Source organism: Blautia hansenii DSM 20583 (assembly GCF_002222595.2).
Lineage (GTDB): Bacteria > Bacillota > Clostridia > Lachnospirales > Lachnospiraceae > Blautia > Blautia hansenii.
In genome coordinates, this window is the sequence record NZ_CP022413.2 from 2,769,590 (window position 1) to 2,785,000 (window position 15,411).

The following is a 15,411-nucleotide window of genomic DNA, read 5'->3' on the forward strand; positions in this document are numbered from 1 at the left end:
ATGCAAAATGCACATACATCTTTCTTTTTCTCATAAACTATAATGAATATCCTTACAAGGAGCTTACCTTGAAAAAATTCTTTCAAAAGAAACGCCGTCTCCTACTTTTCGGTTCTGCGCTTTTCTTTCTCTTTGGCATCTGCTTTTTCTGTTTTAAAAGCTGCTTTATCTCTCCTGATGCACAGTTTGAACAATTTACAGATAAGCTTTTCGAAAACGAGTTATCCTCCAACACCCTAAATCTTCATTATACTTTAGCAAACCCTGAAAAATATGGCATCAAGGAAAAAGAAATCAGTCTGGGTGATATGTCGCCGGAAAGCTTTGAAAAAGGAAAAGAAGACCTTAAAAAGCTGCAAAAAAAGCTTAATTCCTTTTCTCCTGAAAAGCTTTCAAAGGAAAATCAAATCATCTACGATATTTTAAGGCTGTCCTTCGCTACACAGCTTTCCGCAGCCGATGATTATCTTCTGGCAGAACCCCTCGGAGCAAATCTGGGTATTCAGGCACAGCTTCCTGTTCTTCTGGCAGAATACACCTTTCGTTCTCTTGATGATATCAAAGACTATTTTTCCTTACTTGCCTCTATACCCCAATATTTTAAAAGCATTGTCAGATTTGAAACAGAAAAATCCAAAAAAGGACTTTTCATGAGTGATACAACTGCCGACAGAATTATCGAGCAATGCAATACCTTTGTGGAAAATACAGAAACAAACTATCTGCATACCATGTTTCAGGAACGTGTGCAAAAATTACAGGAAGAAAAACAAATCAGCAAAAAACAGGCTTCCTCCTACATAACTATGCACCAAAAGCTCTTAAAAGAGTCTGTTTTTCCTTCTTACAGCCTTCTGGCACAGGAGCTTGAACATTTAAAAGGTACAGGAAAAAACAAAAACGGGCTTTCTCACCTTCCCAAAGGAAAATCCTACTATTCCTATTTGATTAAAAATGATGTGGGAGATTATCGCAGCATAGACGAAATCGAAAAAGATTTATATCAGCAGCTTTTGCAATATTATAATGATGTGCAAAAATTATCACAGGAAAACCCTGCTTTACCGGAAAGCTTAAATACCGAAACTGCCGTAGAAATGGTTGAACCTGAAAAAATTCTTGCGTTTCTGCAAGATACTATTACAAAAGATTTCCCTGCTCTTACAGTGAAGGATTATGAAGTGAAATACGTACCAAAGGCAATAGAAGAATTCTCAAGCCCTGCTTTTTACCTCACTCCCCCTATTGACACTCTCAATCCAAATACTATTTATATTAACAAAGGTTCTTCTGTTTCCTGTCCTGAGCTTTTTACAACCTTGGCTCATGAAGGCTTTCCCGGTCACCTGTACCAGACTCTTTACTTTGGTAAGCAAAACGCATCTCCCATCCGAAGCTGTCTGAGCTGCAGCGGCTATATAGAAGGCTGGGCAACTTTTGTAGAAGACCGTTCCTACCGATATGCGGCGGATTTTTTAAATATCAGCCCTGCCTCCATGGAATTTCTCCGCTTAAACCGCTGTATCAGTCTCTGTCTCTATTCTCTCCTTGATATCGGCATCCATGACAAAGGCTGGAATTTCACTGCGGTTTCTGAGATACTGTCTTCCTTTGGCGTTACGGAAGAGGACGTTTGCCATGAAATCTTTCAATACATTGTAGAAAATCCCGCAAACTATTTAAAATACTATTTGGGATTTCTGAATTTTTCTTCCTTAGAAAATACAATTCGGGATTTAGAAGGAGATGCCTTTGACCTGAAAAAATTTCACAAAAATGTTCTGGAAATAGGTCCGGCTCCCTTTCCTGTTTTGAAAAAATATCTGCTCATGAAATATTAGGTTATAAATGAGGCTGTCGTATTAAGCCAAAATCTTGATACCCTTAATACAACAGCCTTATTTTTTTAATCATTTAATTTGGTAATAATTTCCGTAATCAGCTTCTTAAACTGCACAGCCACTCTGTCTGCCGTTTCCTGTACCTCTTTGTGGTTTAATTCTTCTTTTGACATTCCTGCTGCCATATTTGTAATACAGGAAATTCCGCCGATTTCCACTCCCATATGGCGTGCTGCCATTGCCTCACATGCCGTACTCATGCCCACTGCGTCTGCTCCCCATGTTCTTGCCATGCGGATTTCTGCCGGAGTTTCATAATTGGGCCCTGTAAACTGTGCATAAACACCTTCTTTGATGTCAATATCCAAGTCTTTCGCCGCTGTTTTTATAATTTCCTGTATTCTCTTGCTGTATACTTCGCTCATATCCGGAAATCTCACACCCAGCTCATCTAAATTTTCCCCAATCAAAGGACTTGGCACACCGGTTGTAATATGGTCTGTAAGCATCATAAAATCTCCCGGCTTAAACTCAAAGTTTACACCGCCTGCCGCATTGGTTAAAATCAGCTTTTTCGCTCCTAAAAGAGCCATAAGTCTGGTTGGAAGCACCACGTCTGACATGGCATAGCCTTCATAATAATGCACACGTCCCTGCATAATTACAACAGGAGTTTTCCCTACATATCCAAAGACAAAACGTCCCTTATGCCCTGCCACAGTCGAAGTTGGAAAGCCTTCGATTTCTGTATAATCAAGCGTCTGCACCACATCGATTTCATCTGCATAATCACCCAGACCGGAGCCTAAAATCAGAGCCACCTCCGGTTTAAAATCTACTTTTTTCTGAATACTCTCCAAACATGTCCTTAATTTTTCATACACTGCGCTCATAATAATTCTCCCTTCTTTCACTCAATATCTATAATTGCCGCTATCAATTCTTTTAATTTCTTATACTGTTCAAAAGAAACAAGAAGCTGATTTCCTTCCTTACTGATAAGACCTTCCTCCAAAAATTTCTTTACAGAACGGTTAATGGTTTTTACACACAGTCCCGTAGTGTCAGAAAGCCCCTGTCTGCCGCCCCGTACCCGCAATATGCCGTTCTTTGCATACAATTCATATCGCTCTGTCAAAAGCATTGCCAGACGGTCTGAGCCTTGGAGAAATAAATATGCCCTGTTCTTTCTTCCGTCCTCCAGTAATGATTTGCCTGTAAGCTTTGCTTCCAGCTTTAAAACACGCAGATCCGTCAACAGCCATTTTTCATACTTTGCCTTTGCAATCTTCACAATGGTACATGGTGTGGCAGTTTCCAAGGTCGTCATATAAGTATCCAAATCCATAATGATTTCCATTCCGCCCAGAGCATGTACACAGTCAAAGCTCATAAAATCATAGGTAATGCCATAAATTCTGTAATCTGTTGCCTTAATCGTACCTCTTCCTACAAAATAAATGGTATCAATCGGTGTGTTTTCCCGCACAAATATTTGCCCTTTTTCCATTTCCTCTACCTGAAAACATTCCATAAGCCAAGCCGGCGCTGTCTGAAAATAATCCTCAAACTGCTGTTGTGTCTCTCTTTTACATTTTTTCAAAAATGGCAGTACACTATACAAATATTTGTTTCGCATTTTTATACCTCTTTCAGTCTTCTTACAAGCTCTGCTTTCACTTCATCATTTGCAAACGCCGCATGAACTGCATTTTCTGTCATACGTACCAGCTCTTCATCTGTAATTCCGTAATTCTTCTGCACAAATTCCATTTCCTTTTGTATACTGGAATTACTTACTGTTCTGTTATCTGTATTTATGGTAACACATAATCCTGCATCCAGAAACTCTCTCATTGGATATTCTGATTTACTTGCCACTGCCTTTGTCTGAAGATTACTGATTGGACACATTTCAATTCCAATCTGCTTTTCTTTGCACATTGCCATTGCATCAGCATGTCCTCTTAATGCAATTCCGTGGCCTATTCTGGATGCTCCACACTTAACTGCCTCTATGACATTTTCTACTCTTCCACATTCTCCTGCATGAATGGTAAAAGGCAGCCCCAGTTTTTTTGCTTTCTGAAATAATTCTGTGAAATTTTCCATAGGAAATGCAGCTTCATTTCCTGCCAAATCCACAGCACAAATTCCTTCCCCTAAAAAGCTTCTGGCTGCTTTCATCATCTGTAAATTATCTTCCTCTGTATGGTGACGCATAGCACAGGCAATTACATTATAATAAATTCCACATTCTTTTTTGGCTTCCTCCAGTCCTTCTAAAACAGACTGTATTACCCTCGTACAATCTAAGCTCTCATTCACAGATAACAGAGGTGCAAAGCGAACTTCTACATATTGAATGTTATCCTGCTTTAAGCTTTCTAAAAAAGCTTTTGAAGTACGCTTTAAGCCTGTTTCTGTCTGCATACAGGACAAAGGCAGGTCAAATTTTTCCAGATATTCCGCAAGATTTCTGCAATCATCCCGAACCTGAAGCTCCTCCTTCTTTACATCCCTGCCTAAAAGCTCACGAATAATTCCCATTGGCAATGAGCCGTCCAAATGACAATGAAGCTCCACCTTTGGAAGTTTTATGATTTTTTCACTTTCCATTCCTGCTCCCTTCCGGCAGATATTTCTCTGCTAAAATAGCATAAGCATCTTTCAGCCTAAGGTGAAGATGCTTATACGAATTATCATTTCTTAATTATTTAATAGACTCAACTGTTACAACGTTAACCGGAAGCTTGCTTGCATCATCTGCTGCGGTATCATTTGCAACCTGAATAGAACCATCTTTTAATGCTGCATAAATTTCATCATATTTTTCCTGTGTGAATTTTTCAAACTTAGATGTTTCCATTGGTAACTGAACACCGTCATCTGCTGCGCCTAATGTGATAGATTTTCCACCTTCAAATGTTCCGTCATAAACAGATGCCACTGCATTGTAAACAGAGTCACTTAATGTTTTCATTGCAGAAGTGATAACTGTTTCAGACTCTACGGACTGGTCAACGTCTACACCAATAACTTTCTTACCTGCACCTTCTGCTGCTTTCATAACAGAGTTACCAACTCCGCCGCCGCATGCGAAAATACATTCTGTTCCTTCGCTGTACCAAGCTGCTGCTTTTGCCTGATTTTCAGGAGAAGCGTCAAAGTTACCTACATAAGTATATTTAATGTTGATGTCACCCTGTGCAAGACCTAAGTCTTTTGCTGCTGCGTCTGCACCCTGAACAAATCCGTAACCAAAACGAATAACTGCCGGTACTGCAATACCACCCATAAATCCTAACTGTCTGTATCCTTCTTCTACTGCTGCGTATCCTGCTAAATATCCAGCCTGTTCTTCTGCATAGAAAATAGAAAGTACGTTTTCTTTAATTTCCGGAGCTTTATTTTCGCCTTCTACCGGAGCTGCATCAATAATAACAAATTTTGTATCCGGATATTTTGTCTGTGCTTCAAAAATCGGTCTTTCAAATAAGAAGCCCGGTGTTACAATAACCTTTGCTCCGCCTTTTACTGCAAGGTCAATAGCTGTTAAACAAGCCTTATCTGATTTTTCTGAAGGTTTGTAATATTTACATGTGATATCATTCTCATCTGCATATTTCTTTAAACCTTCCCATGAACCCTGATTAAAGGATTTGTCATCAATCGTTCCAACGTCTGTGATTAACGCCAGTTCGTACTTGCTTCCTTTGTCCTCTTTTTTTCCTTCTTCAGATGCACCCGGTTTTTCTGCACATCCTGCCATTCCTAATAACATTGCTCCTGCCAGCACTAAGCTAATCAGTTTTTTCTTCATGATTTTTCCTCCTAAATTTTAATAACCTTTTACACTTTGCCCTTTAATCAGGGAAATTGCTGAACTTGTGCCAATTCTGTCGCATCCTGCTTCCAGAAAGGCCTCCATATCCTCCACACTCTTAACTCCGCCTGCGGCTTTCATTTTTACGTGTGGTCCAATAAACTTCTTAAACAGAAGAATATCTTCCATTGTAGCTCCACCTGTTCCAAATCCGGTGGATGTCTTAATGTAGTCTGCACCTGCTTCTGTAACAGCTTTGCACATAGCAATCTTTTCTTCCTCTGTTAAATAGCAGGTTTCAATAATAACTTTTAAAATTTTATCGCCGGCTGCCTGTTTCAGGCTTCTAATTTCCTCGGTAACCTTATCAAAGTCACCGTTTTTCACATCTGCAATGTTGATTACCATATCTACTTCAGATGCTCCATCTTCAATCGCCTGCACTGTTTCCGCAACCTTTGCTTTTGTAGTGCTGTATCCCAAAGGAAATCCCACTACTGTACAAATGTTAATTTTTTCCCCATAAGTGTCATGAATTCTTTTAATATAACTTGGGGGTACACACACAGAAGCGGTATGGTACTCCATAGCTTCTTCACACAGCTTCTGAATATCTTCCCATGTTGCAAAAGCTTTCAAAAGTGTGTGGTCTACATGACTTAAAATTTCACTTGTGTTCATATAATTCCTCCTTATCTTAATATTTTTCTATTCCTTTCGGAGTAACTCTGGCATAAACCAGAGGTTCCTTCTTGGGCGCTTCCTCTTCTATGAAAATAGATTTTTTATACTTTTCTGCCGCTGCTTCAAATAATTCTTCCTTTGATGTATAGAGCGCAGCAAGAACATCGCCTTTTTCTACTTTTTCTCCGGTCTTCTTATGTAAAATAATACCCGCAGTATAGTCAATTTCACTTTCCTTTGTCTCTCTGCCAGCGCCTAACATGGCAGATGCAATTCCACAGCCCTCTGCATCAATGTGCGTAATATAGCCGTCTTTTTCTGCCTTTACTTCATAGACATAAGGCGCTTTTTCAAACTTCTCAGGGTTTAAGATAACTTCCGAGTCACCGCCCTGCGCTTCTACCATAGCTACCAGACGTTCCAGAGCCGCACCGCTTCTTATTGCATTCTCAGCCAAAGCTCTGCATGCTTCCTCTGTACCCTTTCCTGCAAGATAAAGCATATTGGAAGCCAACTGCAAGCACACCTCTGTTAAATCCGCCGGACCTTTTCCTTTTAAAGTTTCCACAGCCTCGATTACCTCAAGGCTGTTTCCAATATTGTGACCTAAAGGAATGTCCATATTCGTAATCAACGCAGCCATTTTCTTTCCTGCGTTTTCTCCGATAGATACCATTTCCTTCGCCAATGCAATGGAGTCCTCCACGGTTTTCATAAAAGCTCCGCTTCCTGTTTTTACGTCTAAGAGAATACCGTCATTTCCTGCAGCCAGCTTCTTACTCATAATTGACACTGCAATGAGCGGAATACTGTCTACTGTTGCCGTTACATCCCGAAGGGCATACAGCTTTTTATCCGCAGGAGCCAGATTTCCCGACTGTCCGATAACGGAAAGACCTGTTTTATTCACCACATCAAAAAATTCTTCTCTGTCTAAAGAGGTTCGCATTCCCGGAATTGCTTCCATCTTGTCCACAGTTCCGCCGGTATGACCTAATCCTCGCCCTGACATCTTAGCCACCTTTACTCCACAGGAAGCTACAATAGGAGCAATAACCAGTGTTGTTTTATCTCCTACGCCTCCGGTAGAATGTTTGTCTACCTTCATTCCTTCAATACCGGATAAGTCCACCATATCACCGGAATGCGCTACCGCCTGTGTCATTGCCAGAGTTTCTTCCTCGTTCATTCCTTTAAAATAAACTGCCATCAAAAATGCCGACATCTGATAATCCGGAATTTTTCCGTCTACATATTCGGTAATCATGTATTGGATTTCTTCTTTTGTCAGCGCTTCCCCATTTCTTTTCTTCATGATTAAATCATACATTCTCATAGCGATTGCCTCCTTTATCTGCTTCCTTTATCGTAAGGAATACCTTCTGCCTTCGGAGCCTGTGAATTCTTAGAGAAGAATGCCAGAACTACCAAAGTTGCAATATAAGGAATCATTTTATAAATTTCATTTGGAATTGGCAAATCCTTTAAAACAGGAATAGCAGAATATGCACTTGCCAAGGTTTTCATAATTCCAAAGAAAAATGCTGCCAGAAAAATCTTATTACTTCTCCACTGTCCGAAAATCAATACTGCCAATGCCAAAAATCCGTATCCCGCAACGCTTGCATTAAAGTTTGTGGAAGTCGGTACAACAAAGACCAAACCGCCAATTCCGGCAAGAACACCGGAAATAATAACACCGGAATATCTGATTTTATAAACATTAACACCCACAGAGTCTGCTGCTCCCGGATGTTCTCCACAGGCACGAAGTCTTAATCCAAATCTTGTTTTCTTAATTACAAAAGCTGCTACAAGGAAAATTAAAATCCCAATATAAGTTGTAATATAACAATTCTGGAAAAATAATGGTCCAATTACAGGAATATCTCCCAATACAGGAACTTTATCAATCTGGAAAGTATCTGTAAACTGAATTTGCTGCACTTCCTGAATGGTTCTTGCTGCAAAAATTGCAAATGCAGGAGCAAACATGTTCAGTGCAGTACCGCTGATTGTCTGGTCCGCTTTCATATTAATAGATGCAAATGCGTGAAGCAGTGAGAAAATTCCTCCCGTAACGCCTGCAATCACAATGGCAATGAGCAAGAGCCCCTGTCCGCTTAAATTTGCCTGTGTCATATTGATAAAAAGAACACCTGCAAAAGCTCCGATTACCATAATACCTTCTAGCGCAATGTTAATGACGCCGCTTCGCTCAGAATACATACCGCCAATAGCTACAATCAGAAGCGGGATGGCAAAAAACATTGTCTGCTGCATAATAAAATATACAATATCCATACTCCTACTCCTCCTTCTTCAGATTGCTGTTTGCTTTATCTGTCTGTTTTTTACTTTTTCCGGCTTGAATTTTATGAATGATACCTCTGAATAACAGGGACAACGCTCCACAGTAAATAATTGCCGCAATAATCATATCAATAACTTCCGGAGCAAAATCAAACAACTGCATATTGTAACCGCCTACGGTAAGATGTCCGATAAACAATCCGGCAAAAAGAATACCGATTGGATTAGACATTCCCAAAAGTGCTACGGAAATTCCTGAAAATCCTTCCGGTGCGATAATATCCAATACCTGAAGATATTTTCCCGAGTCTGCAAGATATAAAAGTGCGCCGCCGATACCGGATAATGCGCCTGCAATTACCATAGATAATACAATGTTTCTCTTTGCATTGATACCTGCATATTTACTTGCATTCGGATTTTTACCACACGCTTTCAATTCGTATCCGAAAGTAGTACGGTTTAAAATCACATAAATTAAAATTACAAAAGCAATAACAATAAGAATTCCTACATTGATATCGGAATTAGGAAAAATCTTGTCCAATCCCGCTTTCGGCAGGTTAGCAGTCGATGCAACTGCCATGGACTGGTTCTTTACCTGGTCATAAATGGTTCTCTGAATTAACATATTTACCATATACATTCCAATGTAATTCATCATAATAGAAGCAATTACTTCGTTTACATTTCGAAATGCTTTTAATAAACCGGGAACCATACCCCATAATGCGCCTGCCAAAGCAGCGCCTGCAATCGCTACGAAACAATGCAGTCCTGCCGGAAGGAAGGTACATTTTACACCGATTAAAATTGCCACATAAGCGCCAACGGTAAACTGTCCCGGCGCGCCGATATTAAACAATCCTGTCTGAAATGCAAATCCAACAGACAGACCGGTCATAATAATGGGAGTTGCGTAATACAGCATCTGTCCAATTCCCTGAATACCGTCTGTAAATCCCCCCTGCAAAATCATCATAAATCCGCCGTATGCCTGACTCGGATTACTTGCGAGCAAAATAATAAGTCCGAAGAGCAGACCGCAGATAATCGCAAGAATGGATGAACCGAAACTTGCTATGCCTTCTCCCTGAAAAATATTTTTCTTCTTATTTTTCATTGTTCACACTCCTTTTCGCTCCTGCCATGTATAATCCCAGTTCTTCCGTTGTAACCTTCTTCGGATCTACATCTGCAACGATTTCGCCTTCGTACATTACAAGAATTCTGTCACTTACATTCATAACCTCATCCAGCTCTAAGGATACCAAAAGCACTGCCTTTCCTGCATCTCTTTGTGCAATCAGCTGTTTATGGATATATTCAATAGCGCCTACATCCAGTCCTCGAACCGGCTGCACTGCAATAACAATATCAGGATTTCTGTCCAGCTCTCTTGCAATAATCGCTTTCTGCTGATTACCGCCGGACATTCCTCTTACAATGCTGTTTACACCCTGTCCGGAACGAATATCAAACTTCTTAATCAGTTCCTCCGCATAGCTGCGAATTGCATCAAATTTTAAAAATCCATGATTTTGGAAGCGTTTTGTAAAGTAGCTCTGGAGCACCAGATTTTGCTGAAGGTCATAATCCAAAACCAGACCATCCTTATGTCTGTCCTCCGGAATATGTGCCATACCATCCAAACATTTCTTGCGAATACTTTCATGAGTAATATCTTTTCCTTTTAGGAAGACCTGTCCCTCGTCAATAGGCATCATTCCCGTAATACCATATACCAATTCAGACTGTCCGTTTCCGTCAATACCTGCAATGGTAACAATTTCACCTTTTCGTACGGTAAACGATACATTCTTTACTGCTTCTTTGCCATGATGCTTTGACTTAATCGTCATGTTCTTTACTTCCAAAATAGCATCACCGGGCGTAATTTCTTTCTTATCCAGAATGAAATTGACTTTTCTTCCTACCATCATCTCTGACATGGCTTCTTTGGAAGTTTCCGCAACATCAATGGTTCCGATATACTTTCCTTTTCTAAGTACGCTGCATCGATTTGCAACCTCTTTAATTTCATTTAATTTATGTGTAATGAAGATAATAGACTTTCCTTCCTCCACCAACTGCTTCATAACCTTCATAAGCTCATGAATTTCCTGTGGAGTTAAAACAGCCGTAGGCTCATCAAAAATCAAAATATCATTATCACAATACAGCATTTTCAAAATTTCTACACGCTGCTGCATACCTACTGTAATATCGGAGATATACGCATCCGGATCAATTTTGAATTTATACCGTTCACTTAATTCCATAATTTTCTTACGGGCATCATCCATTTTCAGGACCCCGCCTTTTGTTGTTTCCCGTCCTAAAACAATACTTTCCAGTACGGTAAAATTATGAACCAATTTAAAATGCTGATGTACCATTCCAATTCCCAAAGCATTGGCATCATTAGGATTGTTAATCTTTACTTCTTTTCCATTAATTTTAATTTGACCTGCTTCCGGCTGATACAAACCAAACAGAACACTCATCAGTGTAGATTTACCTGCTCCGTTTTCACCCAGCAGTGCGTGGATTTCACCTTTTTTTACGCGCAGGGTAATATCATCATTAGCTTTAAAATCACCGAACTGCTTCGTAATATGGTTCATTTCAATTACATATTCCACGTTTTTTCCTCCTTTTCTTTTATTTCAAATTAAATGAACTAAAGCCACAGGGCAAAAGCTCCTCTAAAGTCATGACTCTGCAAGTATTTTCCCCATTGGCAAGAATAATCTGAAATTCTTTTGGGTCACAAAATTCCATCATTACCTGCCTGCACACCCCGCAAGGTGAGCACATTACATTTGCATCCTCTCCGTCTTTTGCACCCACAATGGCTATTTTTTCAAATTCTCTTTCTCCCTCTGAAACCGCCTTGAAAAAAGCAGTTCTTTCCGCACAATTTGTAGGTGTATATGTGGCATTCTCAATATTACAGCCCAAATAAACTTTTCCGCTCTTTGTCAAAAGCGCTGCGCCTACTTTAAAATTTGAATAGGGCGTATATGCCTTTAATCGGGCTTTTTTTGCTTCCTCCAGCAATTCAAGATTGTCCATATTTTCCATCTCCTATTTTAAGATTTCATCCTTAAAGCTGGTTCCATCCAATCTGCTGTCAATTCCAAAGATGTCCAATATGGTTGCAGCGATATCGGAAAATGTTTTACGAGTTCCCATATTTACCCCTTTTTTCACCTGCTCGCCATAAGCTAAAAACGGTACACATTCTCTGGAATGGTCTGTTCCCTTAAATCCTGGATCGCATCCATGGTCTGCTGTTATCATTAAAATATCCTGCGGCTGCATTCTCTCCATAAAAGTTCCCAACTGCTTATCAAAAACAGTTGCAGCCTTTGCATATCCCTCAATGTCATTTCTGTGACCATAAAGCATATCAAAATCCACTAAATTCACAAAGCATAAGCCATTAAAATCTTTATCTTGAAGCTGTATGGTTTTTTCCATTCCATCCACATTTCCCTGAATACGCTGAGTATGAGCAATACCCTTCCCTGCAAAAATATCATAAATCTTGCCCACACCATAAGTATCGTATCCTTCTTTTTGCAAAACATCCAGCATAGTGTCCCTTGGCGGTAAAAGTGAAAAATCATGGCGATTTGTAGTTCTTTGGAAATTTGGCGCTTCCCCTACAAACGGTCTGGCAATTACACGTCCTACGCCATGTTCCCCTACCAAAATCTCTCTGGCAATTTCACAATATTTGTACAATTCTTCTACCGGAACAATGTCCTCATGTGCAGCAATCTGGAAAACACTGTCTGCCGATGTATAGACAATCAGCTTTCCTGTACGAACGTGCTCTTCTCCATAGTCTCTGATAACATCCGTTCCGGAATAAGGCTTGTTGCAAAGCACTTCTCTGCCTGTTCTTTTTGAAAATTCATCTAAAACTTCCTTTGGAAATCCATTGGGATAAGTAGGAAGAGCATTCTCAGACACAATACCTGCAATCTCCCAATGTCCGATTGTCGTATCTTTTCCTTTTGATGCTTCCTGCATCCTTCCATAGCTTCCTACTATATTATCTGATTTTTCCAGATAATCCACACCATCAATACAAGAAAGTCCCAATTTTCTCATATTCGGTGTATCGTATTCCTTTGAATGGGTAATTGTATAGAGTGTATTTGCACCTTCATCTCCAAAATCAGCCGCATCCGGTGCATGTCCAATTCCAAAACTGTCCAATACAATCAAATATACTCTCTGCTTGCTCATCATTCTCGTCCCTTTCTTTATTATCCTGCTCACTACGCTCATATAATTTTATTATATAGTATCTTATATCCCCAAAAAAGGACTTATGTCCTTTTTTGAAATCTTTTATAATTTGCCAAAATTCGGCACAAGAAAATACCTCTATAACTAATATATACCAATAGCTTCACTTTTATAAAGAAGAATAACAAAAAACACAATGGCTTTCATCTTTGAGAACCATTGTGCTCTTTGTTTAAAATCTGAAAATAGAAAAGCTCCCCCTGTTGGACTCGAACCAACGACACTGCGGTTAACAGCCGCATGCTCTACCGACTGAGCTAAGGAGGAATATGAAAAAGAGGCGCCAACCAGATTTGAACTGGTGATAGAGGTGTTGCAGACCTTTGCCTTACCACTTGGCTATGGCGCCATATAATATATTATACTCACATATTTTATAAATATGCAAGTATTTTTAGTGACTCCTACGGGAATCGAACCCGTGTTACCGCCGTGAAAGGGCGATGTCTTAACCGCTTGACCAAGGAGCCAAATATTTTTCACACCATACCTTCAAAACCACATATATAAAACGAAACCTTCCAACTGCCGTTCAGCTTAGTCCGCTTAACTTCCTAAGCTATTAGGTCAAGCCCTCGACCGATTAGTAACAGTCAGCTCCATACATTACTGCACTTCCACCTCTGTCCTATCTACCTCGTCGTCTTCAAGGGGTCTTACTTCTTTCGAATGGGATATCTCATCTTGAGGGGGGCTTCACGCTTAGATGCCTTCAGCGTTTATCCCTTCCGGACTTGGCTACCCGGCCATGCTCTTGGCAGAACAACCGGTACACCAGCGGTCCGTCCACCCCGGTCCTCTCGTACTAAGGGCAGCTCCTCTCAAATATCCTACGCCCACGCCGGATAGGGACCGAACTGTCTCACGACGTTCTGAACCCAGCTCGCGTACCGCTTTAATGGGCGAACAGCCCAACCCTTGGGACCTACTACAGCCCCAGGATGCGATGAGCCGACATCGAGGTGCCAAACCACTCCGTCGATGTGAACTCTTGGGAGTGATAAGCCTGTTATCCCCAGGGTAGCTTTTATCCGTTGAGCGATGGCATTCCCACTTAATACCACCGGATCACTAAGCCCTACTTTCGTACCTGCTCCACCCGTCGGTGTCGCAGTCAAGCTCCCTTCTGCCTTTGCACTCTGCGAATGGTTTCCGACCATTCTGAGGGAACCTTTGGGCGCCTCCGATACCCTTTCGGAGGCGACCGCCCCAGTCAAACTCCCCGCCTGGCATTGTCCCACCGCCGGATTACGGCGGCTGGTTAGAAACCCAATATCACAAGGGTGGTATCCCAACAGCGACTCCGCATAGACTGGCGTCCATGCCTCTTCGTCTCCCACCTATCCTGTACATGCAATACCGAGTCCCAGTACCAAACTGGAGTAAAGCTCCATGGGGTCTTTCCGTCCTGGCGCAGGTAACCAGCATCTTCACTGGTATTTCAATTTCACCGGATGCATTGTTGAGACAGCGCTCAAATCATTACGCCTTTCGTGCGGGTCGGAACTTACCCGACAAGGAATTTCGCTACCTTAGGACCGTTATAGTTACGGCCGCCGTTTACTGGGGCTTAAATTCAAAGCTTCGCTTGCGCTAACCTCTCCTCTTAACCTTCCAGCACCGGGCAGGCGTCAGCCCATATACCTCACCTTTCGGTTTTGCATAGACCTGTGTTTTTGCTAAACAGTTGCTTGAGCCTATTCTCTGCGGCCACATCTCTGTGGCACCCCTTCTCCCGAAGTTACGGGGTCATTTTGCCGAGTTCCTTAACAATGCTTCTTCCGTCGGCCTTAGGATTCTCTCCTCATCCACCTGTGTCGGTTTACGGTACGGGTACGATATAAACAATAGCGGCTTTTCTCGACGCATGGCTCACACACTTCCCTACTTCTTTTCGGTCCGCATCACGTCTTCAGATTGCCTGGCGGATTTGCCTACCAGACTCCTACCTCGCTTGCCCCGGGATTCCATTCCCGGGATGTGCTTTCCACACGTGTCCCCACAGTTCTGTTATATCGCAGTACAGGAATTTCAACCTGTTGTCCATCGACTACGTCTTTCGACCTCGCCTTAGGTCCCGACTTACCCAGGGCAGATCAGCTTTACCCTGGAAACCTTAGATATTCGGCCGTAAGGATTCTCACCTTACTCTCGCTACTCATTCCGGCATTCTCTCTTCCATAAAGTCCACAGCTCCTTTCGGTACTGCTTCTTCCCTTATGCAATGCTCCTCTACCAATTCCTTAGAATTCCTCAGCTTCGGTGTCGTGTTTTAGCCCCGGACATTTTCGGCGCAGGACCTCTCGACCAGTGAGCTATTACGCACTCTTTGAATGTATGGCTGCTTCTGAGCCAACATCCTGGTTGTCTTTGAAATCCCACATCCTTTTCCACTTAACACGCACTTTGGGACCTTAGCTG

The 15,411-nt window shown here is 41.4% G+C and carries 12 protein-coding genes, 3 tRNA genes and 1 rRNA gene (1 of these 16 running past the window's edge); 1 reads left to right on the forward strand and 15 read right to left on the reverse strand.

The window, feature by feature from the left end; all coding sequences use genetic code 11:
• The first annotated feature begins 68 nt into the window (after positions 1 to 68).
• Positions 69 to 1,841: a DUF885 domain-containing protein gene (locus CGC63_RS13955; protein WP_004220511.1), complete on the forward strand. Its 1,773-nt coding sequence runs from the start codon at positions 69 to 71 to the stop codon at positions 1,839 to 1,841.
• A 65-nt stretch (positions 1,842 to 1,906) separates the two neighbouring features.
• On the opposite strand, the gene CGC63_RS13960 is transcribed toward CGC63_RS13955, so the two are convergent.
• The 15 genes from CGC63_RS13960 to CGC63_RS14030 all read right to left on the reverse strand — a co-directional run.
• Entirely contained in the window at positions 1,907 to 2,734 is an 828-nt protein-coding gene (locus tag CGC63_RS13960; RefSeq protein WP_009246661.1) for a purine-nucleoside phosphorylase, read from the reverse strand.
• Between the two features lie 17 nt (positions 2,735 to 2,751).
• Positions 2,752 to 3,480, reverse strand: coding sequence for a Crp/Fnr family transcriptional regulator (locus CGC63_RS13965; RefSeq protein WP_004220516.1), 729 nt, complete (start codon positions 3,478 to 3,480; stop codon positions 2,752 to 2,754).
• Between the two features lie 2 nt (positions 3,481 to 3,482).
• Positions 3,483 to 4,460 carry an adenosine deaminase gene (gene add, locus CGC63_RS13970; RefSeq protein ID WP_004220517.1) on the reverse strand — a complete coding sequence of 326 codons (978 nt, stop codon included), beginning with the start codon at positions 4,458 to 4,460 and terminating at the stop codon, positions 3,483 to 3,485.
• A 94-nt stretch (positions 4,461 to 4,554) separates the two neighbouring features.
• Positions 4,555 to 5,664, reverse strand: a complete 1,110-nt coding sequence (locus tag CGC63_RS13975) for a BMP family lipoprotein (RefSeq protein WP_004220519.1) — start codon at positions 5,662 to 5,664, stop codon at positions 4,555 to 4,557.
• 18 nt (positions 5,665 to 5,682) lie between these two features.
• Entirely contained in the window at positions 5,683 to 6,348 is a 666-nt protein-coding gene (gene deoC / locus CGC63_RS13980; protein ID WP_009246663.1) for a deoxyribose-phosphate aldolase, read from the reverse strand.
• A 16-nt stretch (positions 6,349 to 6,364) separates the two neighbouring features.
• Positions 6,365 to 7,687, reverse strand: coding sequence for a pyrimidine-nucleoside phosphorylase (locus tag CGC63_RS13985; RefSeq protein ID WP_004220526.1), 1,323 nt, complete (start codon positions 7,685 to 7,687; stop codon positions 6,365 to 6,367).
• A gap of 14 nt (positions 7,688 to 7,701) precedes the next feature.
• Positions 7,702 to 8,655, reverse strand: a complete 954-nt coding sequence (locus CGC63_RS13990) for an ABC transporter permease (RefSeq protein WP_004220527.1) — start codon at positions 8,653 to 8,655, stop codon at positions 7,702 to 7,704.
• Between the two features lie 4 nt (positions 8,656 to 8,659).
• Positions 8,660 to 9,787, reverse strand: coding sequence for an ABC transporter permease (locus tag CGC63_RS13995; protein WP_004220533.1), 1,128 nt, complete (start codon positions 9,785 to 9,787; stop codon positions 8,660 to 8,662).
• Positions 9,777 to 11,309: an ABC transporter ATP-binding protein gene (locus tag CGC63_RS14000; protein ID WP_004220534.1), complete on the reverse strand. Its 1,533-nt coding sequence runs from the start codon at positions 11,307 to 11,309 to the stop codon at positions 9,777 to 9,779. The genes CGC63_RS13995 and CGC63_RS14000 overlap by 11 nt, the downstream gene beginning before the upstream one ends.
• Positions 11,310 to 11,328: 19 nt before the next feature.
• Entirely contained in the window at positions 11,329 to 11,742 is a 414-nt protein-coding gene (gene cdd, locus CGC63_RS14005) for a cytidine deaminase (RefSeq protein ID WP_040351009.1), read from the reverse strand.
• A 12-nt stretch (positions 11,743 to 11,754) separates the two neighbouring features.
• Positions 11,755 to 12,927: a phosphopentomutase gene (locus CGC63_RS14010; protein WP_039925027.1), complete on the reverse strand. Its 1,173-nt coding sequence runs from the start codon at positions 12,925 to 12,927 to the stop codon at positions 11,755 to 11,757.
• Between the two features lie 257 nt (positions 12,928 to 13,184).
• A tRNA-Asn gene (locus tag CGC63_RS14015) sits at positions 13,185 to 13,257 on the reverse strand.
• An 11-nt stretch (positions 13,258 to 13,268) separates the two neighbouring features.
• A tRNA-Cys gene (locus CGC63_RS14020) sits at positions 13,269 to 13,339 on the reverse strand.
• Positions 13,340 to 13,388: 49 nt separating this feature from the next.
• A tRNA-Glu gene (locus CGC63_RS14025) sits at positions 13,389 to 13,460 on the reverse strand.
• A 93-nt stretch (positions 13,461 to 13,553) separates the two neighbouring features.
• Positions 13,554 to 15,411, reverse strand: a 23S ribosomal RNA gene (locus CGC63_RS14030) (it continues 1,026 nt past the right edge of the window).

What these genes read in the sequence shown, in the direction of transcription:
- CGC63_RS13960 (WP_009246661.1), bottom strand. Translation starts at nt 2,734, where the DNA reads ATGAGCGCAGTGTATGAAAAATTAAGGACATGTTTGGAGAGTATTCAG.
- CGC63_RS13965 (WP_004220516.1), bottom strand. Translation starts at nt 3,480, where the DNA reads ATGCGAAACAAATATTTGTATAGTGTACTGCCATTTTTGAAAAAATGT.
- add (WP_004220517.1), bottom strand. Translation starts at nt 4,460, where the DNA reads ATGGAAAGTGAAAAAATCATAAAACTTCCAAAGGTGGAGCTTCATTGT.
- CGC63_RS13975 (WP_004220519.1), bottom strand. Translation starts at nt 5,664, where the DNA reads ATGAAGAAAAAACTGATTAGCTTAGTGCTGGCAGGAGCAATGTTATTA.
- deoC (WP_009246663.1), bottom strand. Translation starts at nt 6,348, where the DNA reads ATGAACACAAGTGAAATTTTAAGTCATGTAGACCACACACTTTTGAAA.
- CGC63_RS13985 (WP_004220526.1), bottom strand. Translation starts at nt 7,687, where the DNA reads ATGAGAATGTATGATTTAATCATGAAGAAAAGAAATGGGGAAGCGCTG.
- CGC63_RS13990 (WP_004220527.1), bottom strand. Translation starts at nt 8,655, where the DNA reads ATGGATATTGTATATTTTATTATGCAGCAGACAATGTTTTTTGCCATC.
- CGC63_RS13995 (WP_004220533.1), bottom strand. Translation starts at nt 9,787, where the DNA reads ATGAAAAATAAGAAGAAAAATATTTTTCAGGGAGAAGGCATAGCAAGT.
- cdd (WP_040351009.1), bottom strand. Translation starts at nt 11,742, where the DNA reads ATGGACAATCTTGAATTGCTGGAGGAAGCAAAAAAAGCCCGATTAAAG.
- CGC63_RS14010 (WP_039925027.1), bottom strand. Translation starts at nt 12,927, where the DNA reads ATGAGCAAGCAGAGAGTATATTTGATTGTATTGGACAGTTTTGGAATT.